The following is a 23,249-nucleotide window of genomic DNA, read 5'->3' on the forward strand; positions in this document are numbered from 1 at the left end:
CTCGCTCATGTGGCCGTGCCGGAGAGTCGGCGACAGTTACCGCCACGCCCGTGGGGCGTCAGCGTTCGTCGTCGAGATGACTACGGGCGTCGGCGTAACCGCGGCAGTAGTCCCACGTGACGTAGGCGTCCGGACGAGGATCCACCGCGGGCTCGTGCGGCCGGACGGTGCCGTCGATGAGAAGCTGGATCAGGTTGGCGCGCAACATGTCCCAGTCGTGGTAATGGTCCTCGCGGCAGTCCTCGCACACGACGACCAGGCCGCGTACACCGCGATTGGCCAGCAAGGCCTCGTAGAGTGCGAGATCGGCGAGATCCTCCTCGACCGCGAGCCGCTCGTTCTCGTCCAACGGGATACCCGGCTCCACGCTGTCCAATGCGGATGCGGGATCGCTGGGATCGTCGGCGAACGGATCCGGCGGGAGGCCGGGTGGCAGGTGGTCACGCACCACACCACCGTAGCCGATCCGCGGGTGCGCGCGCCGCAGGCGTTCACCGGTCGAGCGCACCTGTTGAGAGTAGGTCGGGCGACCTCATCGGCGCGAAGACTCCTGTGTGACGATCGCCGCAACAAGGGACTCGATACCATGGTCCGATGACTGCTGTTCGTACCGGTGGAGACGATCCCGGCAAGGTCGCGATGCTCGGCCTGACCTTCGACGACGTCCTGTTGCTGCCCTCGGCGTCGGACGTGATACCCAGCGAGGTCGACACCTCGTCGCGGGTGACCAAGAACGTGACGCTGCGTGTCCCGCTGGTGAGTTCGGCGATGGACACCGTGACCGAGTCCCGGATGGCGATCGCGATGGCGCGCGCCGGGGGTATGGGTGTCCTCCACCGCAATCTGTCGATCGAGGAGCAGGCCGGCCAGGTCGAGACCGTCAAGCGGTCCGAGGCGGGCATGGTCACCGATCCGGTGACGTGCACCCCCACGCACACGCTCGCCGAGGTGGACGCCATGTGTGCGCGCTACCGCATCTCCGGCCTGCCCGTCGTCGACGACAAGGGTGAGCTCGTCGGCATCATCACCAACCGCGACATGCGGTTCGAGGTCGACCAGAGCCGTCCGGTCGCCGAGGTGATGACCAAGGCCCCGCTCATCACCGCCCAGGAGGGGGTCTCCGCCGAGGCCGCACTGGGACTGCTCCGCCGGCACAAAATCGAGAAGCTGCCGATCGTCGACGGCAACGGTCGCCTGACCGGACTCATCACCGTCAAGGACTTCGTCAAGACCGAACAGCATCCGCTGGCGACCAAGGACTCCGACGGACGGTTGCTCGTCGGGGCGGCCGTCGGAACCGGTGACCCGCAGTGGGACCGGGCGATGGCGCTGGCCGACGCCGGGGCCGACGTGATCATCGTCGACACCGCCCACGCGCACAACCGGCTCGTACTCGACATGGTGGCCAAGTTGAAGGCCGAGGTCGGCGACCGGGTGGACGTGGTAGGCGGCAACGTCGCGACCCGCGAGGCCGCGCAGGCCCTCGTCGACGCCGGCGCCGATGCGGTGAAGGTCGGCGTCGGACCGGGCTCGATCTGCACCACCCGCGTCGTGGCGGGTGTCGGCGCCCCGCAGATCACCGCCATCCTCGAAGCCGTGGCGGTCTGTCAGAAGGCCGGGGTGCCCGTGATCGCCGACGGTGGCCTGCAGTACTCGGGTGACATCGCCAAGGCACTCGCGGCGGGAGCGTCGACCGCGATGCTCGGTTCGCTCCTCGCCGGCACCGCCGAGGCGCCCGGCGAACTGGTCCTGGTCAACGGCAAGCAGTTCAAGAGCTACCGCGGCATGGGTTCGCTGGGTGCGATGCAGGGTCGCGGACAGGCGAAGTCGTATTCCAAGGACCGCTACTTCCAGGACGACGTCCTCAAAGAGGAGAAGCTGGTTCCCGAGGGCATCGAGGGACGGGTGCCGTTCCGCGGTCCGCTGTCGCAGGTGATCCATCAGCTCGTCGGCGGCCTGCGTGCCGCCATGGGTTACACCGGCGCGTCCACGATCCCGGATCTGCAGACCGCACGGTTCGTCCAGATCACCGCGGCGGGCCTGAAGGAATCCCACCCGCACGACATCACGCTGACCGCAGAGGCACCCAACTACTATTCCCGCTGAACTCCCCGAGGTCGTTCCCGCCGGACTCGTCCGGCGGGCCAGGCCGTAGGGTCGTTGTGCAGCTGAACTCCGCAGAAAGGCGCAGTGGTGCGTGACCTCGTCGAAATCGGCATGGGCCGGACAGCCCGACGGACCTACGAGCTGGGGGACATCAGCATCGTCCCGTCCCGTCGGACCCGTTCGTCCAAGGACGTCTCCACCGCATGGCAGATCGATGCCTACCGGTTCTCCTCGCCGATCCTGAGCCACCCGACCGATGCCCTGGTGTCGCCGTCGGTCGCGATCGAACTGGGAAAGCTCGGCGCGCTCGGCGTCCTGAACGGTGAGGGGCTGTGGGCCCGTCATCGCGACGTCGAGGCGAAGATCGCCGAACTCGTCGCCATCGCGGCGGAGGACCCGGATCCCTATGCGGCGGTTCGGCACCTGCAGCAACTCCACTCGGCCCCGCTCGACAGCGGGTTGCTCGGCGAGGCCGTGGCCCAGGTCCGCGACGCGGGGGTCACCACGGCCGTCCGCGTCAGCCCGCAGCACGCACCCGAGCTGACCCCGGCGCTGCTGGCCGCCGGGGTGGAGATCCTGGTGGTGCACGGCACGATCATCTCGGCGGAGCACGTGGCGCAGGTCGATGCCGACGGCACGCAGCGGGAACCGCTGAACCTGAAGACCTTCATCGCCGATCTCGACGTACCGGTCATCGCGGGCGGCGTGCACGACCACCGCACCGCGCTGCACCTGATGCGGACGGGTGCCGCGGGCGTGATCGTCGGCTACGGTTCCGCCGCGGGAGCCACCACGACGGGCGAGGTGCTCGGCATCGGTGTGCCGATGGCCACCGCCATCGCCGACGCCGCCGCCGCGCGTCGCGACTACCTGGACGAGACCGGCGGTCGCTACGTCCACGTCATCGCCGACGGCGACATCCACAGCTCGGGCGACATCGTCAAGGCGATCGCCTGTGGAGCCGACGCCGCGGTCCTCGGGACCTCGATCGCCGCAACGAGTTCCGCGCCCGGCAACGGGTGGTACTGGCCGTCGGCCGCTGCTCACCCCGACACCCCGCGCGGCGCCCTCCTGCAGGTCGCCGCGGGCGAGGACCGACCGAGTCTCGAGCGGGTCCTCTACGGCCCCTCCGACGACCCGTACGGCGAGCTGAACGTCGTCGGCGCACTGCGTCGGGCCATGGCGAAGGCCGGTTACTGCGACCTCAAGGAATTCCAGCGCGTGGGGTTGTCCGTCCGCGGCTGATAGTTAGGGTGACCTGGGTCTCTTTATGTGACAATGCGCGTTAGTATGTTCGGCATGGGATTCGACACCTCGACCGAACACGCCACCGACTTCGACGTTCTGATCGTCGGCTCCGGGTTCGGCGGCAGCGTGAGTGCGTTGCGGCTGGTGGAGAAGGGGTACCGCGTCGGCGTGGTCGAGGCCGGGCGTCGGTTCGAGGACGAGGACTTCGCCAAGACCAGCTGGCGCCTGAACCGATGGTTGTGGGCACCGAAGCTGGGCCTGTACGGCATCCAACGCATCCACGCCCTGAAGGACGTGATGATCCTCGCCGGGGCGGGCGTCGGCGGCGGCTCGCTCAACTACGCCAACACGCTCTACAAGCCCCCGACGCCGTTCTTCACCGATCCGCAGTGGAATCACATCACCGACTGGGAGGACGAGCTCAGCCCGTACTACGACCAGGCCCGGCGGATGCTCGGGGTGGTCACCAACCCGACGGTCACCGCGTCCGACCGCGTGGTCGCCGAAGTCGCCGCCGAGATGGGTGTCGGGGACACGGTGACCCCGACACCGGTCGGTGTGTTCTTCGGTGCGAAGACCGGTCTGTCCGGGGCGCCCGGCGAGACCGTCGCCGACCCGTACTTCGGCGGTGCGGGTCCGGCCCGAACCGCTTGCACCGAGTGCGGCGCGTGCATGACCGGATGCCGGGTGGGTGCCAAGAACACCCTGCTGAAGAACTATCTCGGCCTCGCGGAACGCCACGGCGCCACCATCATCGACCGGACCACGGTGGACTCGCTGCGGCAGCGCGCCGACGGTGTCTGGGAGGTGGGCACGCATCACTCGTCGTCGTGGGGTCCGCTCGGACGCCGTCGACACACGATCACGGCGGGCCAGGTCATCCTGGCGGCCGGCACGTTCAACACCCAACGACTGCTACACCACGCGAAACTCGGTACGCTGCCGCAGATCTCGGACGCGATGGGTCGGCTCACGCGCACCAACTCGGAGTCGATCCTGGGTGCGATGGGGTCGCGGATCGACCCGGAGAACGACTACTCGCGCGGCGTCGCGATCACCTCGTCGTTCTACCCCGAGCCGAACACGCACATCGAACCGGTGCGATACGGCAAGGGCTCCAACGCGATCGCGTACCTGCAGACCCTGCTCACCGACGGCGGGTCCCGGCGCAACCGGTTCGGGCAGTTCCTGCGTCAGGTCGCCCGCAACCCGCTCCTGCTGGTGCGGTTGCTCGTGGTGCGACAGTGGAGCGAGCGGACCGTGATCGCGCTGGTCATGCAGAACAACAACAACTCGCTGACCACCTTCGTCCGGAAGCGCGGACCGCTGCGGTACGTCACCAGCAAGCAGGGCCACGGCGAGCCGAATCCGACGTGGATTCCGAAGGGCAACGAGGCAACTCGCCGGATCGCGGCGAAGCTCGACGGCGGCGTCGCCGGCGGGACCTGGGGCGACATCGTCAACATGCCGCTGACCGCGCACTATCTCGGCGGCTGCGCGATCTCCGACGACCCGGACAACGGCGTCATCGATCCCTACCAGCGCGTGTGGAACTACCCGACGTTGCACATCGCCGACGGTGCATCGGTGTCGGCGAACCTCGGCGTCAATCCGTCGCTGACGATCTGTGCGCAGGCGGAACGCGCGGCGGCACTGTGGCCGAACAAGGGCGAACAGGACCGGCGTCCTGCCCAGGGCGAGCCGTATCGCCGCATCGAGCCCGCGACGCCGACGTCCCCGGTGGTGCCGGCCGACGCACCCGGCGCCCTGCGGCTGCCGATCACCCCGGTCGTCCCCGCCACTCCACTCACGGCCCAGCGCATCTCGTAGCATCGGTGCGCCGTCACGCGCACTGTGACCACGAAATCCCGGTCGGCGGCGTCGGCGGGTAGTGTCGTCGTCCAGTGCCGAACGGGGGAGACGCATGCCGGGGACAGAACCGCTGACCGTGGTGTTGGCGGGCGGAAGTGGTTCGCTGGGAACGCATCTGGCGACCGATCTCGCCGAACGTGGACACCATCCGGTCATCCTGACGCGGCGGGTCGATCCGTCGTCGCCGTTCGAGCAGGTGGTCTGGGACGGCAGGACCCAGGGCGACTGGGCCGAAGTGCTGACCGGGGACGGTCCAACCGCGGTGGTCAACCTCGCGGGCAAGCTCGTGGATTGCCGCCCCACCGTCGCCAACATCGCCGCACTGCGGAACAGTCGGGTCGACGCGACGCGCGCACTCGTCACCGCATCGCGCGAACGCACGACGCCGATCTCGTACTGGCTGCAGTCCAGCACGACCGCGATCTGGAGCGACGCGGGCGAACTGTGGTGCACCGAATCGACGCCGATTCCGGTGGGCCTCCCGCAGATGACCGGGGTCGCACGGCCCTGGGAGGAGGCGGTGGACGGCGCGAACACCGACCATCTGACCGTGCTGCGCACCTCGATCGTGCTCGATGCTGATTCGCCGGCCATCCGACGCCTCGTGGGGCTCACCAGGTTCGGGCTCGGCGGCCGGGTCGGCGACGGCCGGCAGTGGTTCAGCTGGATTCACATCGACGACTGGCTCGCGATCGCCCGCGCGGCACTGCGGGTCGACGACGCGGTGTCGCTGCCCGACGGTGTCGTCGTGGCGGCCAGTCCGCATCCGGTGCGCAACGCCGAACTCATGGCGATACTGCGCGCGGAGATCGGACGGCCGCCCGCGCCGCCGGCGCCCGCGTGGTTGCTGAAACTCGGTGCGGTGGTGCTGCGCACGGACCCGGCCCTCGGACTCACTGGGCGCCGTGCGCGGTCGGATGTGCTCGCGGACGCCGGGTTCGACTTCCGCTTCCCACGGCTCGAGGACGCACTCTCCGATCTGCTCTGAGAGGTCGCCTCAGTCCAGTCCGCGCGCGGTGAGGGTGTCGGCGAAACCGTCGGCGGTGCGCAGGGCGGCGAGGACGACCGGGGCGACGAGGATGCGTGGACCGGGCCGGAGTCCGCGCGCCTTGCGCGCCTCGTCGACCTCCCGCACCACCTCGACCATCAGCGGGATCGCCCGGATGGTCAGTGCCAGCGCGAGAGCGATGAGGTCGACGCGCACCCCGAGCCGTCTCAGTGGGCCGAGCGCGCGGACGATCGTGTCGAGCATGTCCGTCGTGCGGGTGGTCAGCGAGACGGCCGCGGCGAGTGCGACCGACAGCGCGAGGACGCCGCAGACGACCACCGCCCGCCGCCAGTCGGTGAAGACGACCTGGAACGCGAAGATGAACAGCAGCAACCACATCAGTGGCCGCAGCTGCCGCCACGCCTCGCGCGGCCCGATCCCCGCCAGTGCGTAGACGACCGCGACCCCGGCCGTCGCGATGCCGAGGGCGGTGAGCGACCGGACCATCAGCGACAGCACCAGGATCACCACGCCCATCGCGACGAACTTGACGCCCGCGGGCAGTCGGTGCAGCAGCGTGTTGCCGGGACGGTAGACGCCGAGGACGTTCACGACATCATCCCGCGGTAGGCGGCCAGCGCGGGCCGAGGTTCGTCGTCGACGACGACCCGCCCCTCGTCGACGACGATGACACGGTCGAAGTCGGCCAGGATGTCGAGATCGTGGCTGACGACGACGACTTGCTCGTCGAGGGTCGCGAACACGTCGGCGAGCATGCGGGTGTTGCGCAGGTCGAGCAGGGTGGTGGGTTCGTCGGCGACGATGATCGCGGGGTCGGTCACGAACACCGACGCCAGGGCGAGGAGCTGCTTCTGCCCGCCGGAGAGCCGCTGGGCCGGATGGTCCGCGTGGTCGGCGAGGCCGAATCGGGCGAGTACCTCGCCGGCGCGCTCGGCGCGCGCCGACTTGTCGAGATCGGTTCGACGAAGCGACAATTCGATGTCCTCGCGGACCGTCGGCATGATGATCTGACGGTCGGGGTCGGAGAAGATGAAGCCCACCCGGCGTCGGACCTCACGCTTGTTCTTCGCGACCGAGAGCCCGTCGACGATGACGGTCCCGGAGTCGGGCACGACGAGCGCGTTGATCATCCGCGCCAGCGTCGACTTGCCGCTCCCGTTGGCGCCGACGATCCCGATCCGGTTCTCCGACAACGTCAGTGAGACCTCGCGCAGGACGACGCGGTCGCCGTAGGCGTGGGTGACGTCGGTGAACTCGATCATCGCCGGTGGGGTGGGGCGAGGGTCAGCCGGCCACGGTGCCGGATCGGCGCGCGCGCAACGGTTCGATGAGGCCCGGCCGGCCGCGGTGGACCTGGGCCGCGACGAGGGCCGCGATGACGCACTTGGCGATGTCGCCGGGGATGAACGACCCGTTGGTCGCGATGGCCGCCCACAGTGTCAGGTCGGTCCGCACCAGCAGGCCGAGCACCCCACACGCGTAGAGGACGACGATGCCGCCGAGCGCGTTGATGCCGATGCCCCACAGCACGCGGTATTTCCCGGAGCCCGTCCTCCCGCCGGTTGAGCTTGTCGAAACCATCATCGCGGTCAGCACCCCGATGACGATGACCGCCGGGAGGAACCCGATGAAGTATCCGGCCGTCGGAGAGGACAGCGCGGTGAGGCCGTTGCGTCCGCCCGAGAGAATCGGGAGTCCGGCGATCGCCAGCACCATGAAGATGACCACGGCCAGCGTGCCCTTCCTCGGACCGAGGACCGCCCCGGCGAGGATGACCCCGAGCGACTGGAACGTGATCGGCACACCGCTGGTGCCGATGGTGATGGTCCCGGGCAGGCCGAGCGCGGCGATCAGCGCGGCGAACACGGCGGCCTGGGTGAGGTCGCCGATGCTCAGCGACCAGCGGTTGGGGGATTTCGGCGATGCAGTCATGTCGATTCCGGAGTATTTCACGCGGCGGCGGCGCAGCCGCACCCACCGGGCGGGGTGACCAGGTATCGACGCCGGTCCGCCCACTAGACTCGGCCCGGTGACAGACACTTCTTCTGCGAACTCGTCCTCTCCCGAGGACTTCCTCGAGGGCCCGCGGCCGGTGCTCGTCGTCGACTTCGGCGCGCAGTACGCGCAGCTGATCGCGCGTCGGGTGCGGGAAGCGCGGATCTACTCGGAGGTGATCTCGCACGAGGCGCCGATCGCGGAGATCCAGGAGAAGGATCCGGTCGCGATCATCCTGTCGGGCGGACCGTCGTCGGTGTACGCGGAGGACGCGCCGGACCTCGATCCCGCTCTCTTCGACCTCGACGTCCCGGTCTTCGGCATCTGCTACGGCTTCCAGGCGATGGCGGACAAGCTGGGCGGTGAGGTGGCCAACACCGGCGGGCGCGAGTTCGGCCGGACGACGTTCACGACCAACGGCGAAGGCGTTCTCCACCAGGGTCTCTCGGACACCCAGCCGGTCTGGATGAGCCACAACGACGCCGTCCAGTCCCCGCCGGAGGGGTTCACCGTCACCGGGTCGACGCCCGGCGCGCCGGTCGCATCCTTCGAGAACCTGAAGCGCCGGATGGCCGGTGTGCAGTACCACCCCGAGGTGCTGCACACGCCGCACGGCCAGCAGATCCTCACCCGTTTCCTGTACGAGATCGCCGGTCTCGAGGCCACCTGGACCGCGGCCAACATCGCCGACGCGCTGATCGACGCGGTCGCCGACCAGATCGGTGACGGGCGGGCCATCTGCGGGCTCTCCGGCGGCGTGGATTCCGCGGTGGCCGCCGCGCTGGTGCAGCGGGCCATCGGCGATCGTCTGACCTGTGTCTTCGTCGACCACGGTCTCCTGCGCGCCGGAGAACGCGAACAGGTACAGCACGATTTCGTCGGCGCGACCGGGGCGAAGCTGGTGACGGTCGACGCCGCCGACACATTCCTGCGTGAGCTGTCCGGCGTCAGCGACCCCGAGACCAAGCGCAAGATCATCGGCCGCGAGTTCATCCGGTCGTTCGAGGGTGCGGTCAGCGAGGTCCTCGGCGAGGAGGCCGAGGCGGGGGAGAAGGTCGACTTCCTCGTCCAGGGCACGTTGTACCCCGACGTCGTCGAGTCCGGCGGCGGCAGCGGCACCGCGAACATCAAGAGTCATCACAACGTCGGGGGTCTGCCCGACGACCTCGAGTTCAGTCTCGTGGAACCGCTGCGTCTGCTGTTCAAGGACGAGGTGCGTGCGGTCGGCCGCGAACTGGGGCTGCCCGAGGAGATCGTCGCCCGCCAGCCGTTCCCCGGGCCCGGCCTGGCGATCCGCATCGTCGGCGAGGTGACCGGCGACCGACTGGAGACGCTACGCAAGGCCGACCTGATCGCGCGCGAGGAACTGACCGCCGCCGGCCTCGACTCGCAGATCTGGCAGTGTCCGGTCGTGTTGCTGGCCGACGTGCGCAGTGTGGGCGTGCAGGGAGACGGCCGCACCTACGGCCACCCGATCGTGCTGCGCCCGGTGTCGAGCGAGGACGCGATGACCGCGGACTGGACGCGTGTGCCCTACGAGGTCCTCGAGATCATCTCCACCCGCATCACCAACGAGGTCGCCGAGGTCAACCGGGTGGTGCTCGACGTGACGAGCAAGCCGCCGGGCACCATCGAGTGGGAATGAGCTGACGAGAGCGGCCGGTGGCGTCTGCCACCGGCCGCTCTCGTCAGTGCGTGCCGGTTCTCAGCGCCGCGAACGCGTGCCGGACACGATCAGCACGAGTCCGACCAGCAGCCCGATCCCGACGACGACCCATCCGAGGTCGGCGGCGTCGGGCAGTGCCGGCCCGTCGGCGAGCCCCCACCCGGCCACCGCAAGGGCGGCGAGTCCGAGCAGCCCCAGACCGGGAGCGCGATGGGTGGCGCCACAACCTCGGTCGTCATCGGTGCCGGAAGCGTTCATCTCGGTGCTCATCGCAGGACCTCGACCTCTCCCAATCCGGTGCGGGCCTCGATCTGCAGGACCGGGCCATCGGTGCCGTCACGTCCGCCGTCGAGCCCGGTGGGGCAGTTGTAGTCGCCGACACCGGTCTGGCAGTCGGCACGCACGTTCATGGTCTCCGGCACGTGGACCGTGATCTTGCCGACCCCGCTCTCGAGTCGTACGGTCCGGTCGGCGGTGAGGTCGACCGCACGTAGGTCCAAGGCCATCTCACCGATGCCGAGTGAGTACTCGGCCTGGATGTCGTTCTCGGTCAACGGCTTCCACTCGCGGTCACCGACCCCGCCGGGCGGCAGCGGGCCGGACAGGCCGTTGACCCCGGAGATCACGGTGGTGACGATGACCGCGGCACCGAGAGAGACCGCGATGGGCGCCAGGCCCGTGCTGTGCTCGCCGGTGCGACGCTTGACGACGGCCGCGACGAGGAGTCCGGCTCCGATCACGGCGAGGGAGAGCGACAGGATGTGGGGGACGGTGAACCACTCGACACCCATCTGGTGCAGGCCCGCACCGATCGCACCCACGATGGTCGCCAGACCGACCACGATCAAGGTCAGCGGTGAGCGTCGGTGCCGACGGACGGCCGGTTCGGCCGGGCGGGTCGGCTCGGGCAGATCCCAGGCGAACCGCGCCGCTCCCAACGGATCCCACGCGGGTGGACTCGCCTCGAGTGGTTCACTCTTCGACAGTTCAACTCCCGGCGCCGGGGTGGCCGGGTGTTCGGTGGCCGGATTCCCGCCGATCGCGGACGTGTCCGGTGCTTTGGTCATGGATGCTCCTGGGGTCTGGGGGCCGTCCGTGGGGGTGACCGCGTCGGGGGCCGGGTGGCTCATCGCGCGCGGCACCCACCGTTCGAACTGCCCGGCCGCCGGTGGCGGGACGACGATGTCGGTGACCGCCGCGGTGTCGATGCTGGTACCGGCCGGTGGAGTCGGGGTCCGCAGGTACAGCAGGTACCAGCCGCCGAGCATCAGGATCGCGCCGACGAGCCCGCCCGAGCCCCAGGTGCGATTGGGGCCGAATGAGGTGACGATGACGATCGCGAGCACGACCAGCAGGATCACCTGCGGATTCCCCAGGCCGTGCATCGAGTTGTGCGACGCGGTGTGACCGGCCCGGGGGGAATCGACACGGAGCGCATCGGCGCGGGCGCGTCCGGCGCCCGGGAACGCGACCCAGGCCGCGAGATAGAGGATGAGTCCGCTGCCGCCGAAGAAGGCGGCCACCACGAACGCGACCTTCACCAGAGTCGGGTCGACGCGATACCGGGCGGCGATGCCGGTGCACACGCCGGCAATCGTCCGATCGTCGGGCCGATACGGACGGGTCGCCCACAGGCCCTGGATCTGCTGCTGGAACTCCTTGGTGTCCATGACGATCATCGTGCCGCCCGTCCGGCCCCGGACACATCGGGTGATCCCCTGAATTGTCCCCCGGAGAATCCCGAGGCCCGGGGCGGCGGAGCGGACACACCCTGAGATCGCGGCGCATGATCCGGGGTTGACCCCGATGTCGCGAAGCCGATCGCATGGGACGATCGAGGAGTGAGTCGAATGGAGGTCGAGCCGGTCCCGAGACTGGTGCGCCGCGACGGCGGTCGCGTCGTCGCCGGTGTCGCCGGCGGACTGGCCGATCATCTCGGGGTCGAGGTCTTCCGCGTGCGGATTGTCTTCGTGGTCCTGGCCGCGCTGGCCGGCGCCGGGGTCGCCGCCTACGGGCTGCTGTGGTTCTTCTGCCCGCAGGGCGACGACACCGCGTCACCGGCACCGGGAGAGCGTCGTCAATCCCTCGGTCTGGCGATGGTCGGGCTGGTGGCCATGGGCGTGGTCGGATTCGCGGCGTCGGGGACCCCGGCGGAGTACCTCATCCCGTTCGTCTTCATCGCGTTGGGCGCCGCCCTCGTGTGGCGCGAATTCGACACATCCCCGCGCGCACCCCGCACCCCACTGCGCACTTGGACGCGGTTGATCGGCGGCGTCGCGCTCGTTGTCGGCGGCCTCGTGGTCGTGGTGGTGGCCGGGGATCGCAGCTTCGGCGGTCTCAATTCCACGATCCTCGCGGTCGGGGCGACCCTGATCGGCGTCGTCCTGTTGACCGTGCCCCTGTGGATGCGGATGCTGCGCACCATCAACGAGGAGCGCTCGGCCCGCATTCGCAACGCCGAGCGCGAGGAGATCGCCTCGCATCTGCACGACTCGGTCCTGCAGACCCTGGCCCTGATCCAGAAGAAGGCGGGCCGCCCCGAGGACGTGGCACGCCTGGCCCGGAGTCAGGAACGCGAGTTGCGGGCCTGGCTGTTCGGCGATCCGGCCACCGAACGCGGCTCGCTCGCGGCGGCACTGCGCAGTGTCGGCGCCGAGGTCGAGGACGCCTACGGTATCGAGGTGGAGATCATCACCGTCGGCGATCTGCGTCCGGACAACACCCGGGACGCCAAACGCTGGTCGGCTCTCGTCGGGGCCACGCGCGAGGCGCTGGTCAACGCCGCCAAGCACTCCGGTGAACGCACCGTGGACGTGTACGGCGAGATCACCGACGACGAGGTCGAGGTGTATGTCCGTGACCGGGGAATCGGTTTCGACCCCGACGCCGTCGACGACGACCGCCAGGGCATCTCCCGGTCGATCCGCGCACGTGTGGAGAGGATGGGCGGCCGCGTGCGGATCACGTCGACCCCCGGGCGCGGGACGAACGTGGGTCTGATGATGCCGCGTGGTGACGGGGGATCGGGATCGATCGACGAGAGAGCGGACGACACCCGACGCTCTGCCGAGGTGACCGCCGACGCGGTCGCCCCGACCGACAACAGGAAGGCACGATGACGCCGAGTTCCCCGAGTTCCGACCCGACCGGCCCCGGTCCGGTGACCGTCTATCTCGTCGACGACCATGCGGTCTTCCGCTCCGGGGTCCGTGCCGAACTGGCCGACGAGCCGGGCCTGCGCGTCGTCGGCGAGGCGGGCACCGTACCCGAGGCGATCGACGGGATCGTGGCGGCGGCTCCCGATGTGGTCCTGCTCGACGTGCACATGCCGGCCGGCGGCGGGGTGGCGGTCCTGCGCGGGGTGCTCGATCGACTCGGATCGAACGGAACGGGTTCGAATGCAACGGGTTCGACACCGCCGGTCTTCCTGGCCCTGAGCGTGTCGGACGCGGCCGAGGATGTCATCGCGACCATCCGGGCCGGTGCCCGCGGTTACGTGACCAAGACGATCGCGGGCCCGGAACTCGCCGACGCGGTCCGCCGGGTCGCCGACGGCGACGCGGTGTTCAGCCCACGTCTCGCGGGCTTCGTCCTCGACTCGTTCACCGGCAAGTCCTCGGCACCCGAACCGCCGCTCGACCCCGAACTCGACTCGCTGACCAGGCGCGAACTGGAGGTGTTGCGCCTGCTCGCGCGCGGGTACACCTATCGGGAGATCGCCGAGGAGCTGTTCATCTCGATCAAGACGGTCGAGACACACGCGTCGAACGTTTTGCGGAAGACCCAGCAGTCCAACCGCAATGCCCTCACTCGATGGGCTGCCACCCGTCACATCGGCTGACCGCAGCGGCGCCGGCTCAGCGCAACAGCGCGATCGCGAGTACGACGACGACCGCGAGCACGGCGAAGAACACGAAGATCGACACCGCCAGTGCCGTGCTCGACGTGCCCGGCGCCGGCGGACCGGGGTTCGGTTGCCGGGATCCGGATGAGTACTGCTGGGAGGCAGGCGGTCTCGGCGTCGACGAATGTGGTTGCGGCGTCGACATCAGGGTCGGGGACATGCCGCGACGTGTGTCCGGAAGATCGCGGGAGCCGCGATCGGCGGACATCGTCGGGGCGTATGGGGGCAGGGTGGCACCGGCCGGACGATGCGAACCGGTCGTCGACGACCGTGCGGAACGCTGTGACCGGGCCGGCGTGCCCGCTCCGGGCCGGGTGATGAGGCCGGTCAGGACCTGGTCGCGGGTGCCTCGGGAACCGGCCGCGAACGAGGTGAGCATGTCTCGTGCCTGACTCATCGTCGGGCGTTTGGTCGGGCTCGGTTCCAGGAGGCGCAGCAGGATCGGCTCGAGCTCGGCGGCATTCTGCATGGGATTGATGCGTGCGCGTGCGACCTTGTGCAGCAAGGCGATCGAGTTGTCGTCGACACCGAACGGCGGCTGACCCTCCACCATCGTGTAGACGGTCGCGCCCAGCGAGTAGACGTCCGAGGCCTCCTGTGGATCGGCGCCGCGCGCGACCTCGGGGGCGAAATACGCAGGCGTTCCGGTGATCACGCCGGTCTGGGTGAGAGTGACATCGTCCTTCGCCCGCGAGATCCCGAAGTCGGTGATCTTGACCAGGCCGGTCTGCCGTCCTCCCTCGGCGATGAGGATGTTGCCGGGCTTGATGTCGCGGTGCACGATCCCCGCGGCGTGGGCCTCGACCATCGCATCGGCGACCTGGGCGCCGATCTGGGCGGCCTCGGCGGGCGCGAGAGTCTTTGTGGCGTGCAAGATCTGGGCCACACTGCGGGAAGGTAGGTATTCCATGACCAGCCAGGGCTCGCCGCGGTCGAGAGCGACATCGTGCATGGCGATCGCGTTGCGGTGGGAGAGCTTCGCGGCGATCCGCCCCTCCCGCATGGCCCGCTTGCGCACGTTGTCGGCGGAGTCCTCGGTGAGGCCCTCGGTGGAGACGACCTGCTTGACGGCGACGTCACGGTCGAGGAGCTGGTCGCGGGCGAGCCACACGGTTCCCATACCGCCGCCGCCGATGCGCGATTTCAGACGGTACCGGCCGGCCACCAGGTACTGGGGACCCGGCGCATGGTGGGTTCCGGCGGTCGTCGACATACGGAGATGATAGCGGCGAGGTCGACGCCGCGGGCACCGCACTTGACAGCCATCTCGTACGTATGTTCGACTCCCATCATGCGATGGTCGGATCAGGCGGTCGAGGTCGACGACGGGTCGCTCCCGGGGCTGAGCCGCTCGGGTCTGGTGCGGTCGGTGCGTACGCCCGACTTCGAGGGTGTCACATTCCACGAGGTGTTGGCCAAGAGTGCGCTCAATCGCGTGCCAGAGGCCTCGCAGCTCCCGTTCCAGTTCACGGTCAACACCTTTCGCGGGTGCACGCATGCTTGCCGCTACTGTTTCGCCCGTCCGACGCACGAGTATCTCGACCTCGACGCGGGCACCGATTTCGACACCCAGGTCGTGGTGAAGCTCAATGTCGCGGCGGTGCTGCGCAAGGAACTCAAACGCCGGTCGTGGACCCGGGAGACGGTGGCGCTGGGCACCAACACGGACCCGTATCAGCGTGCCGAGGGGCGGTACCGACTCATGCCGGGCGTGATCTCCGCGCTCGCCGAGTCCCGGACGCCGTTCTCCATCCTGACCAAGGGCACCTTGATCCGTCGGGATCTTCCGCTGTTGCGTCAGGCTGCGGGGGAGGTCTCGGTCAGCGTCGGGATCTCGCTGGCGATCCTCGATCAGGACCTGCAGAAGAAGATCGAACCGGGGACGCCGTCGCCCCAGGCGCGGCTGTCGGTGATCCGCGATCTCGCCGACGCCGGCATCGCGCCGCACGTGATGGTGGCCCCCGTCATCCCGTACCTCACGGATTCGACCGCGCATCTCGACTCGTTGCTAGAGGCCCTCGCCGAGGCGGGCGCGTCTGGTGTGACCGCGTTCCCGATGCATCTGCGATCCTCGACCAAGCCGTGGTTCCTCGAGTGGCTGGCGGGGGAGCATCCGGCGCTCATCCGCCGGTACCGGGGGCTCTACGGGCGTGGCGCCTATGTCACCCCGGAGTACTCCTCGTGGCTGCGTGACCGGATGAAGCCGCTCGTGCACCGGCATGGCCTGGCCGGTTCCGGCGGTCTCCGGCAATCGGGTCCCGACTCGCCGGCGACGGTGGCCGCGCCCGAGCTGCAGCACGCCCTCACCCTGTTCTGACCCGTGTCGTCCTGACCGCACCCCTGAGCTGGGCGGATTCGACGCGGATGCGAACATTCCGTGCTGCACAACGGCTTTCGGCTTCAGTTGACGCTTGTCGGTGGTTGGTTCTACTCTCGAATAATCGAAACAGTGTTCGAATGATCGGCGGACGAGGGGCCTCCCTCGGGATCGTTCGGGAACTGTGTCGAGAACCCTGATGGCGCGCACCTTCCCGGCTCGCTCGAGAACTACTCATGTCGACTGGAGGGTGCCGGAATGGATGTCTCTGCTGGTGTGGCCGTGACCGATGCCGTGACCGATACGGCGGCCGGTGGCCGGGCCGACGAGCTGGCGGGTCTGCGCCGACGGATGGCGGCCATGTCCGGTCGGCCCGACCAGCGGGTGGTCGAGGTCCGAGACCGGTCGGTGGGTGTCCTCCCCGTGCCGGAATCGTTGTCGGACATCTTGCCGCACAACGGTATTCCGCGAGGATCGGTGGCCCGGCTCGACGGCGCCCGTTCGGTGCTGATCGCGATGATCGCTTCGGTGACCCGTGCGGGTGGACAGGTGGGGATCGTCGGGTTGCCCCGGTTGAGTCTGCTGCCCGCGGCGGAGATGGGCGCCGACCTGTCCCGCATCGCCACCATCCCCGATCCCGGTCCCGACCCCGTCGAGGTGGCAGCGGTGCTGCTCGACGGTATGGACCTGGTGATCCTGGACCTGGGGAGCGGCGGCCAGGGGGCTCGCCCGCGGAACGAGATGGTGGCCCCCTCGCGTGCCCGGGTGGTCATGGGCCGCGTGCGCAAGCAGTCGTCGGTGCTGCTGGTGACCGGTGGTGCATGGCCGGGTGCGCAACTGGCCCTCGAGGCCCGTGTCCTCACCTACCGGCACAGTCCGGTCCTGCCCGGCCGGTCTGCTCCCGCCTCCCGCGCGGCCGGTCTCGACTCCGCACGCAGCGGCTACGGCCGCATCGGCGGGATGCGGCTGCAGGTCACGGTGTCGGGCCGCGGCCGGCGATCCGAGAGCACCGAGGTCGAACTCCGGGCCACGGGCCACGGTGCCGATCGCACGGTCGAGATGGTCGCGGCGGCGACCGTCTCCCCGGTGCTCGCGGTGGCGAACTGATGCCCTCCGGAGAGCAGGGGTCCCGGCGTATCCTCGCGCTCTGGTGCCCGGACTGGCCGGCGATGGCCGCGGCGGCCGAGGCGGATCTGCCCCCGCTGCATCCGGTCGCGGTGCTGTCGGCGAATCGGGTGGTGGCCTGTTCGGCCTCGGCACGGGCCGCCGGTGTGCGGCGGGGGATGCGGAAGCGACAGGCGCAGGCGGCGTGCACGGAGATGACCGTGGTCGCCGCCGACGAGAACCGGGACGGACGGCTGTTCGAACCGGTGGTCGCCGCGGTCGCCGAGGTGATCCCCGCCCTCGAAGTGCTCCGGCCGGGTCTCCTGGTGATCGCCGGCGACCGTGCCGCCCGCTACTTCGGCGGGATGGAGGCCCTCGCGGAGGAGCTCGTCGACGTGGTGTCGGCGTGCGGCATCGAGTCGCAGGTCGGCATCGCCGACGAGATCTTCACCGCCGTCCTCGCCGCCCGGCACGGACATCAGGTGGAGCCCGGGGGTGACCGGGAGTACCTCGCCGGCCGCCCCGTCGCCGACCTCGCCGTCGAACCCAGCATGAGCGATCCGTCCCGTGCCGATCTCGTGGAGTTGCTGCGCCGGCTGGGGATCGGCACGATCGGCGCCTTCGCCGACATGTCCGTCACCGACGTCGCCACCCGGTTCGCCCGGGATGCGGTCGTCGCGCACCGGCTGGCCAATGCGCTGCCGGGGCGTGTCCCGTCGTCACGTGGTGTGCCGGCCGAACTCGACGTCGACCACACCTGCGACCCGCCGGTCGACCGCATCGACGTCGCGGCGTTCATCGGTCGCACCCTCGCCGACGTGCTGCACCGACGCCTGCGTGATGCCGCGGTGGCCTGCACGCGACTCACCATCATCGCGACCACCGAACGCGGACAACAGCATTCGCGGACCTGGCGATGTGCCCAACCGCTGACGCCGGAGACAACCGCGGATCGTATCCGATGGCAACTCGAGGGGTGGCTGACCGGCGCGGCGCGGCCCACCTCCCCGCGGGTCGAGCCGCGCGCAGCGAGGAGCAGTGCCCGACCCGACTCGCCGATCGTCCGGCTGCGGCTCGAACCGGTCGAGGTCGTCGAGGCCGGGGCCCTGCACTATCAGCTCACCGACGATCTCTCCCGTGGCGGGCTGGCCGGTGAACCGGATGTGGAGGAGCGCGCCCGGCGTTCGCTGGTGCGGATACAGGGGCTGCTGGGCGGGGATGCGGTCCGTATTCCCGTGCTGAGCGGTGGTCGTGGACCCGCCGAACGGATCACCATGGTCTCACTGGGCGACGAGCCGGTGCCGCGCCGGGATCCGTCGGCGCCATGGCCCGGACGCCTGCCACAACCCAGCCCGACGGTGCTGGTGGAGACCGCGATCCACGTGCTCGACGCCGTGGGGCAACCGGTGAAGGTGACCGATCGCGGGGCCTTCACCGCCGAACCTGTGACCGTCGCGCTGGCCTCGTCCCGGGCGCGCCGGTCGAGTTGGGGCCTGTGCTGGTGGGCCGGGCCCTGGCCGGTCGGAGGCGCCGACCGGCCCGCCGGGGCCTCGGTGCCGATCGGAGCCGCCGAGACCGGACTGACCGCGCGTGCGCAGGTGCTGCTCGACGATTCGCGCGCCCTGCTGCTGTGTTACCGCGCCGGGGAGTGGATCGTCGAAGGTGTCTACGAGTGACTGCGTCCCGCGGAGTGGCCTTCGAGAAGAAACGACGCGACCGAAAGCGTGCGCGTTCGCCTAGAAAATGCCACTCTCGACGCATGGCACGTACCTGGTTGTCGGTGACAGTGGAACTGCTCGGTGGTCGCGGCGTTGAGTTGTGGCCCTGGCCCGGAAGGGTTTTCGCGGTCGGACCGGCGCACACGTTCAAGGATCTGGCGACCGCCATCGATGACGCGTTCGCTCGATGGGATCGTTCCCATCTGTCACTATTCACCCTGGACGACGGCAGGGTGGTCGCCGACGCCGCGCTCGGTTCCGACCTGGCCGGTGGTATCGGCGGCCCGATCTCCGAGCCCGTGGACATCGCCACGGCCAAGGTCGCCGCGTTCGCAGCGACCGGTTCCGAGTTCCAGTACACCTTCGATCTCGGCGACGGGTGGACCCATCGGTGCGTCGTGGGAGACCTGAAGGTCGACCCGGTGGACGTGTTGGGCATCAAACCGAAAGCGCCGCTGGCGTACTTCGGTTGGGGCGACATCCCGGATCAGTACGGTCGACGGACGGCCGATGGGGACGACGAGACGCCACCACGCCCCACCGTTCCGCATCCGATGCTCGTCGGCCAGTGGCCCGCGCAGAAGGAGATACGCGAACTCGATCTGGGCGAGGTACGCGGGTCGATCGCGTCGTCGGATGCCGATCGTTTCCTGGATGCCGTCATCGGATGCGATCTGCACGACGCACTCCAGCAGGTCGGCCCCGGGGTACCGATGGCACTGCAGAAGCGCCGCGAGCGAGCCGAACCGGTGGCCGTGTCGATCGTCGAACAACTCAACCGACGGGGAGAGGCCGGCGACGCCGAACTCGCCGAGGAACTACTCGCGAGCCTGCGCGGGGAACCCGCGCCGGGACGGCCGATCGCGGTGGATCTCGAGATGCTCAGCGACGAGATGGAGGGTGATCCGAACCGGTCCACCGGCGGACTCATCGACCTGAGCACCGGCTTCGTGTACAACGACGAGATGCTCGAGCCGGGCGTGCTCGATGAGGAGTTCGACGTCGAGGAGGACCCGGATCGCTGGCTGCGCTTCGACTGCATCGGTTCGCGCGACAGCTGGCGGGACATGGCCGATTTCGCCACGCGCACCACCGATCCCGACCTGCGCAACCGTCTGGAGCGCGCGATCGAGGGACGAGGTGCGTTCCGCAGGTTCCGGGACGTCGTCCACGAAGCGGGTGTGAGTCAGCAGTGGTACGCGTTCTCCACCGACCGCAAGTTCGGACGGGCACGCAAATTCCTGGTCCGGCAAGGAATCCGACCCGTCTGACTCAGCTGTTGCGCCCCCGCGCGATGACCGGCCACCGGCTGTCCGAGCCGTCGATCGCCACCAGTTCGTCGACGAGATTGACCGCGGTGCAGACGTGGTTCGGCACCACCCGGATCACATCGCCCAACCGGGGGGCCGACGTCGATTCCGCCGGGAACTCCACCACCGCATGGTGTTCGGACAACTGCACGACGCGGGCGTCGGGGTGATCGAGGAGGCGTCCGTGGCCGGTCGCCCAGGCGGCTCGGTCGGCGCCGAGGATCTTGCTGCCCGCGTCGACGACGATCCGTCCGGGTTCGCTCCGCACCACGGTCGCCACCGCGGTCAGCGCGACGTCGTCGAATCCGCAGGTGCCGATCTCGACCTGCTGGGCGTCGTTGAGGGGATACACGCCCGGACGGATCTCGGTGAGCACGCCCGCATACGTGGGGTCGCCGACGAACTCGACGGTGGGTGTGGACCCGCCGCTGCGCACGCGCGGATCGATGCCCTGCGCTCGGAGACTCTTCGCCGCCGTACGCAGTGCCGCCACCTCCTGTTCCGCGGCCCGCCGACGGGTGTCGCCGGTGCCGTAGCCGTGGCCGGGGAAGGTGAACACGCCGACAACGTCGAGCCCCGCGGACACGCCCGCCGCCGCGACGTCTCCGGCGTCCCCGGGTGCGGTCCCGGTGCGGTGTTGCCCGGAGTCGACCTCGACGAGCGCCTCGATCCGCTGCCCGCCGAGCAGCGCCCCGAGATGCCGTGCGCCCGCCACCGAGTCGACACCCACCCGTAGCGACACCCGGTCCGCGAGGGCGCGCAACCGGGCGGCTTTTTCCGGGGTCGGCCAGATGGGGTAGGCGATGAAGATGTCGGTGCACGAGGTGATGTCGGCGGCGTCGGCGAAGGCCTCGGCCTCGCCGATGGTGGCCACCGCCAGCCCCGCGGCACCGGAATCGATCTGCATACGCGCGATCTCGGCGCATTTGTGGGTCTTCGCATGCGGCCGGAACCCGACGCCCGCCGATCGCGCGCGGTCGGCGAGCACCGCGAGGTTGCGCGTCATGCGGTCGACGTCGACCTCGAGATACGGGGTGTCGATCACGCGTCCCGCCCGCCGGCGTCACGATCCGAACGGCCCAGCGCCGCCGCCGATTCGCCGAAGACCAGGTACTCCTGGTGCAGGATGCGGGTGGTCAGTCCGGGGGTGACGCGGTGCCCGATCTCGGCGACGAGCCCGACCAGCGAGTCGACGCGCTTGGGTCGATCGATGATCGCGTGCAGCACGCGCGCCGCGGCCCGGTCGACGTTCCAGGTCCCGGGCTGGTTGTCGTAGGCCTCGGTGGGCGCGATCATCCGCGTCTTCACGAGGGGGAGACGGACATTGGAGAAGGTCACGTGGTCGGACACCGTCTCGGTGCCGGTGACGTCGCTGAAGGCCTCCAGGGCGGCCTTCGACGCCGCGTAGGCACCGAACCGCGGGCCACGCGACTGCACCGCGATCGAGGTCACGTTCACCACATGACCCGCCTGCCGGGCGATCATGTGCGGCAGCAGTCCGAGGACGAGGTTCACCGCGCCGAAGTAGTTGACCGCCATCACCCGGTGGTAGTCGTGAGACCGGTCCACCGAGTTGACCGTGGCGCGACGGATCGACCGGCCGGCATTGTTGACCAGGACGTCCACGTGACCGTGCGCGGCCAGCACGGTCTTGACGAGCGCATTGACCGATTCCTCGTCGGTGATGTCGCACTGGTATGCGGTGACGTGACCGGGCGGAATGCCCTTCTTGCTCGTCGTCGAATTCAATTCCTCGGTCGCCGATTCGAGTTCGTCGGCGTTGCGGGCGACGATGAGGACGTTGGCCCCGCGTGCGACGCACATCCGTGCGGTGGCCTTGCCGATTCCGCTCGACCCGCCGGTGATGAGGACGTTCTTGCCGACGAGTGGCCCGCGCGGATCGGTGCGCCGGTTGCGCGACCGGTCGAGGTGTCGTGACCAGTAGGTCCACAGGCGCGGGGCGTAGTCGGCGAAGTCGGGCACGGTGATGCCGAGGTCACCCAGGACCGCCACGGTGGTGTCGGCGCGGAAGTCGACCGGCAGCGTCACCGCGTCGAGCACTGCCCCGGGGATGCCCTGCTGAGCGGCGACGAGATTACGTCCGACCCGCGCGATCCCCATGCCGGACAACGTCATCACGGGTTCCACCGCAGCCCGTGGGATGGCGTCGAACCCCTTCGGCGCCTTGAACGCCGGCGCCAGCGCGTTGTACATCTCCGTCGTGGTGAGCGACCTCGGGTCGCTGAGATGGAACACCAGTCCGCTGCGCGTGGGGTTCACGCCGAGGAGGGCGACCATCGCAGCGGCGACGTAATCGACCGGCACGATGTTGAGCGTCCCGAGATCGGGCATCGGCAGCCGCAGCATCGAGGGCAGTCGGCCGAGCGCCGCGAGGTGGCCGAAGAAGTAGTAGGGACCGTCGATCTTGTCCATCTCGCCGGTACGCGAGTCGCCGACCACGATCGACGGCCGGTAGACGCGCCAGCGGAGTCCCTCACGTTCGCGCACGACGCGTTCGGCCTCGAACTTGGTGCGATGGTAGGGAGTCGGAAAGCCCTGTCCGACTTCGAAGTCCATCTCGGTGAAACGACCGCGGTGGTCACCGGCCACGGCGATCGAGGAGACGTGGTGGAACAGCGCATCGTGCGCGATCGCGAAGTCGGCGGCGCGCGAGGTCCCGACGACGTTGGCGGCGCGCTGTGACTCCGCGTCGGCGGCCATGTCGTAGATCGCCGCGAGGTGGATGACGTGATCGATCGCGGGGACGGTGTCCGGTGCGATACCGAGTCCCGGGGCGGTCAGGTCGCCGACCACGGGTGTCACGCGGTCGCCCGCGTCGAGGTCGTCGAGCATGGTGAGGAACGCCGCGCGCGAGGTCTCGCGTACCAGTGCGTGGATGGTGGCGTCGGGAGCGACGGTCAGGAGACGTTCGAGTACGCGTCGCCCGATGAACCCGCTGCCCCCGGTGATGAAGTAGCTCGTCATGGAAGAGATCCCATC

Annotated in this window: 20 protein-coding genes; 11 read left to right on the forward strand and 9 right to left on the reverse strand. The window is 69.4% G+C overall.

Translation table 11 applies throughout. The features are described 5' to 3' along the window. Positions 1-58 precede the first annotated feature (58 nt). Entirely contained in the window at positions 59-448 is a 390-nt protein-coding gene (locus LEL84_RS23570; protein WP_058250883.1) for a DUF5319 domain-containing protein, read from the reverse strand. 146 nt (positions 449-594) lie between these two features. Here LEL84_RS23570 and guaB point away from each other — a divergent pair, with 146 nt between their 5' ends. From guaB to LEL84_RS23590, 4 genes are all read left to right on the forward strand, one after another. Continuing rightward, positions 595-2,106 (forward strand): IMP dehydrogenase, encoded by a 1,512-nt coding sequence (gene guaB, locus LEL84_RS23575; protein ID WP_058250693.1) that lies wholly within the window; start codon positions 595-597, stop codon positions 2,104-2,106. A gap of 87 nt (positions 2,107-2,193) precedes the next feature. Next, the gene (locus tag LEL84_RS23580; protein WP_226512904.1) at positions 2,194-3,351 is read left to right on the forward strand and encodes a GuaB3 family IMP dehydrogenase-related protein; all 1,158 of its coding nucleotides are present in this window, start codon (positions 2,194-2,196) and stop codon (positions 3,349-3,351) included. Positions 3,352-3,396: 45 nt separating this feature from the next. Continuing rightward, positions 3,397-5,184: an FAD-dependent oxidoreductase gene (locus tag LEL84_RS23585; protein ID WP_226512905.1), complete on the forward strand. Its 1,788-nt coding sequence runs from the start codon at positions 3,397-3,399 to the stop codon at positions 5,182-5,184. Positions 5,185-5,278: 94 nt separating this feature from the next. Next, positions 5,279-6,214 carry an epimerase gene (locus tag LEL84_RS23590; protein WP_226512906.1) on the forward strand — a complete coding sequence of 312 codons (936 nt, stop codon included), beginning with the start codon at positions 5,279-5,281 and terminating at the stop codon, positions 6,212-6,214. A gap of 9 nt (positions 6,215-6,223) precedes the next feature. Here LEL84_RS23590 and LEL84_RS23595 read toward each other — a convergent pair whose 3' ends face one another. The 3 genes from LEL84_RS23595 to LEL84_RS23605 are packed head-to-tail and all read right to left on the reverse strand — an operon-like array spanning position 6,224 to position 8,167. Then, a complete protein-coding gene (locus LEL84_RS23595; RefSeq protein WP_226512907.1) occupies positions 6,224-6,826 on the reverse strand; it encodes an energy-coupling factor transporter transmembrane component T family protein in 603 nt (200 codons plus the stop codon). Then, a complete protein-coding gene (locus LEL84_RS23600) occupies positions 6,823-7,497 on the reverse strand; it encodes an energy-coupling factor ABC transporter ATP-binding protein (RefSeq protein WP_159370469.1) in 675 nt (224 codons plus the stop codon). The genes LEL84_RS23595 and LEL84_RS23600 overlap by 4 nt, the downstream gene beginning before the upstream one ends. A 22-nt stretch (positions 7,498-7,519) precedes the next feature. Further along, positions 7,520-8,167, reverse strand: coding sequence for a biotin transporter BioY (locus LEL84_RS23605; protein ID WP_226512908.1), 648 nt, complete (start codon positions 8,165-8,167; stop codon positions 7,520-7,522). 160 nt (positions 8,168-8,327) lie between these two features. Here LEL84_RS23605 and guaA point away from each other — a divergent pair, with 160 nt between their 5' ends. Further along, the gene (gene guaA / locus LEL84_RS23610; protein ID WP_058250688.1) at positions 8,328-9,875 is read left to right on the forward strand and encodes a glutamine-hydrolyzing GMP synthase; all 1,548 of its coding nucleotides are present in this window, start codon (positions 8,328-8,330) and stop codon (positions 9,873-9,875) included. A 60-nt stretch (positions 9,876-9,935) separates the two neighbouring features. Here the strand turns inward: guaA and LEL84_RS23615 are convergent, their stop codons facing one another. Together LEL84_RS23615 and LEL84_RS23620 are read right to left on the reverse strand one after the other, a co-directional pair. After that, entirely contained in the window at positions 9,936-10,166 is a 231-nt protein-coding gene (locus tag LEL84_RS23615; RefSeq protein ID WP_058250687.1) for a hypothetical protein, read from the reverse strand. Continuing rightward, entirely contained in the window at positions 10,163-11,575 is a 1,413-nt protein-coding gene (locus LEL84_RS23620; RefSeq protein ID WP_226512909.1) for a PspC domain-containing protein, read from the reverse strand. Before LEL84_RS23620 ends, LEL84_RS23615 begins: the two co-directional genes overlap by 4 nt. Positions 11,576-11,746: 171 nt before the next feature. Here LEL84_RS23620 and LEL84_RS23625 point away from each other — a divergent pair, with 171 nt between their 5' ends. Together LEL84_RS23625 and LEL84_RS23630 are read left to right on the forward strand one after the other, a co-directional pair. Then, the gene (locus LEL84_RS23625) at positions 11,747-13,015 is read left to right on the forward strand and encodes an ATP-binding protein (RefSeq protein WP_226514399.1); all 1,269 of its coding nucleotides are present in this window, start codon (positions 11,747-11,749) and stop codon (positions 13,013-13,015) included. After that, positions 13,012-13,737, forward strand: a complete 726-nt coding sequence (locus LEL84_RS23630; RefSeq protein ID WP_226512910.1) for a LuxR C-terminal-related transcriptional regulator — start codon at positions 13,012-13,014, stop codon at positions 13,735-13,737. Before LEL84_RS23625 ends, LEL84_RS23630 begins: the two co-directional genes overlap by 4 nt. Before the next feature lie 16 nt (positions 13,738-13,753). Here LEL84_RS23630 and LEL84_RS23635 read toward each other — a convergent pair whose 3' ends face one another. Next, positions 13,754-15,013, reverse strand: a complete 1,260-nt coding sequence (locus LEL84_RS23635) for a serine/threonine-protein kinase (RefSeq protein WP_226512911.1) — start codon at positions 15,011-15,013, stop codon at positions 13,754-13,756. Positions 15,014-15,091: 78 nt separating this feature from the next. On the opposite strand from LEL84_RS23635, the gene LEL84_RS23640 reads away from it, so the two are divergent. The 4 genes from LEL84_RS23640 (at position 15,092) to LEL84_RS23655 (ending at position 20,210) form a co-directional block, all read left to right on the forward strand. Continuing rightward, positions 15,092-16,117: an Rv2578c family radical SAM protein gene (locus LEL84_RS23640; protein ID WP_065629888.1), complete on the forward strand. Its 1,026-nt coding sequence runs from the start codon at positions 15,092-15,094 to the stop codon at positions 16,115-16,117. A gap of 258 nt (positions 16,118-16,375) precedes the next feature. Continuing rightward, positions 16,376-17,224: a hypothetical protein gene (locus tag LEL84_RS23645; RefSeq protein WP_189340124.1), complete on the forward strand. Its 849-nt coding sequence runs from the start codon at positions 16,376-16,378 to the stop codon at positions 17,222-17,224. After that, positions 17,224-18,897 carry a DNA polymerase Y family protein gene (locus tag LEL84_RS23650; RefSeq protein WP_226512912.1) on the forward strand — a complete coding sequence of 558 codons (1,674 nt, stop codon included), beginning with the start codon at positions 17,224-17,226 and terminating at the stop codon, positions 18,895-18,897. The genes LEL84_RS23645 and LEL84_RS23650 overlap by 1 nt, the downstream gene beginning before the upstream one ends. A gap of 83 nt (positions 18,898-18,980) precedes the next feature. Then, the gene (locus tag LEL84_RS23655; protein ID WP_226512913.1) at positions 18,981-20,210 is read left to right on the forward strand and encodes a UPF0158 family protein; all 1,230 of its coding nucleotides are present in this window, start codon (positions 18,981-18,983) and stop codon (positions 20,208-20,210) included. A 1-nt stretch (position 20,211) separates the two neighbouring features. Here the strand turns inward: LEL84_RS23655 and LEL84_RS23660 are convergent, their stop codons facing one another. Together LEL84_RS23660 and LEL84_RS23665 are read right to left on the reverse strand one after the other, a co-directional pair. Then, positions 20,212-21,294, reverse strand: a complete 1,083-nt coding sequence (locus tag LEL84_RS23660; protein WP_065630699.1) for an alanine racemase — start codon at positions 21,292-21,294, stop codon at positions 20,212-20,214. Next, complete coding sequence (locus LEL84_RS23665) at positions 21,291-23,234, reverse strand: SDR family oxidoreductase (RefSeq protein WP_226512914.1); 1,944 nt, start codon at positions 23,232-23,234, stop codon at positions 21,291-21,293. Before LEL84_RS23665 ends, LEL84_RS23660 begins: the two co-directional genes overlap by 4 nt. Positions 23,235-23,249: the final 15 nt, after the last annotated feature.

This window comes from Gordonia sp. WA4-43 (genome assembly GCF_020520305.1).
GTDB classification, from domain to species: Bacteria; Actinomycetota; Actinomycetes; order Mycobacteriales; family Mycobacteriaceae; genus Gordonia; species Gordonia hongkongensis.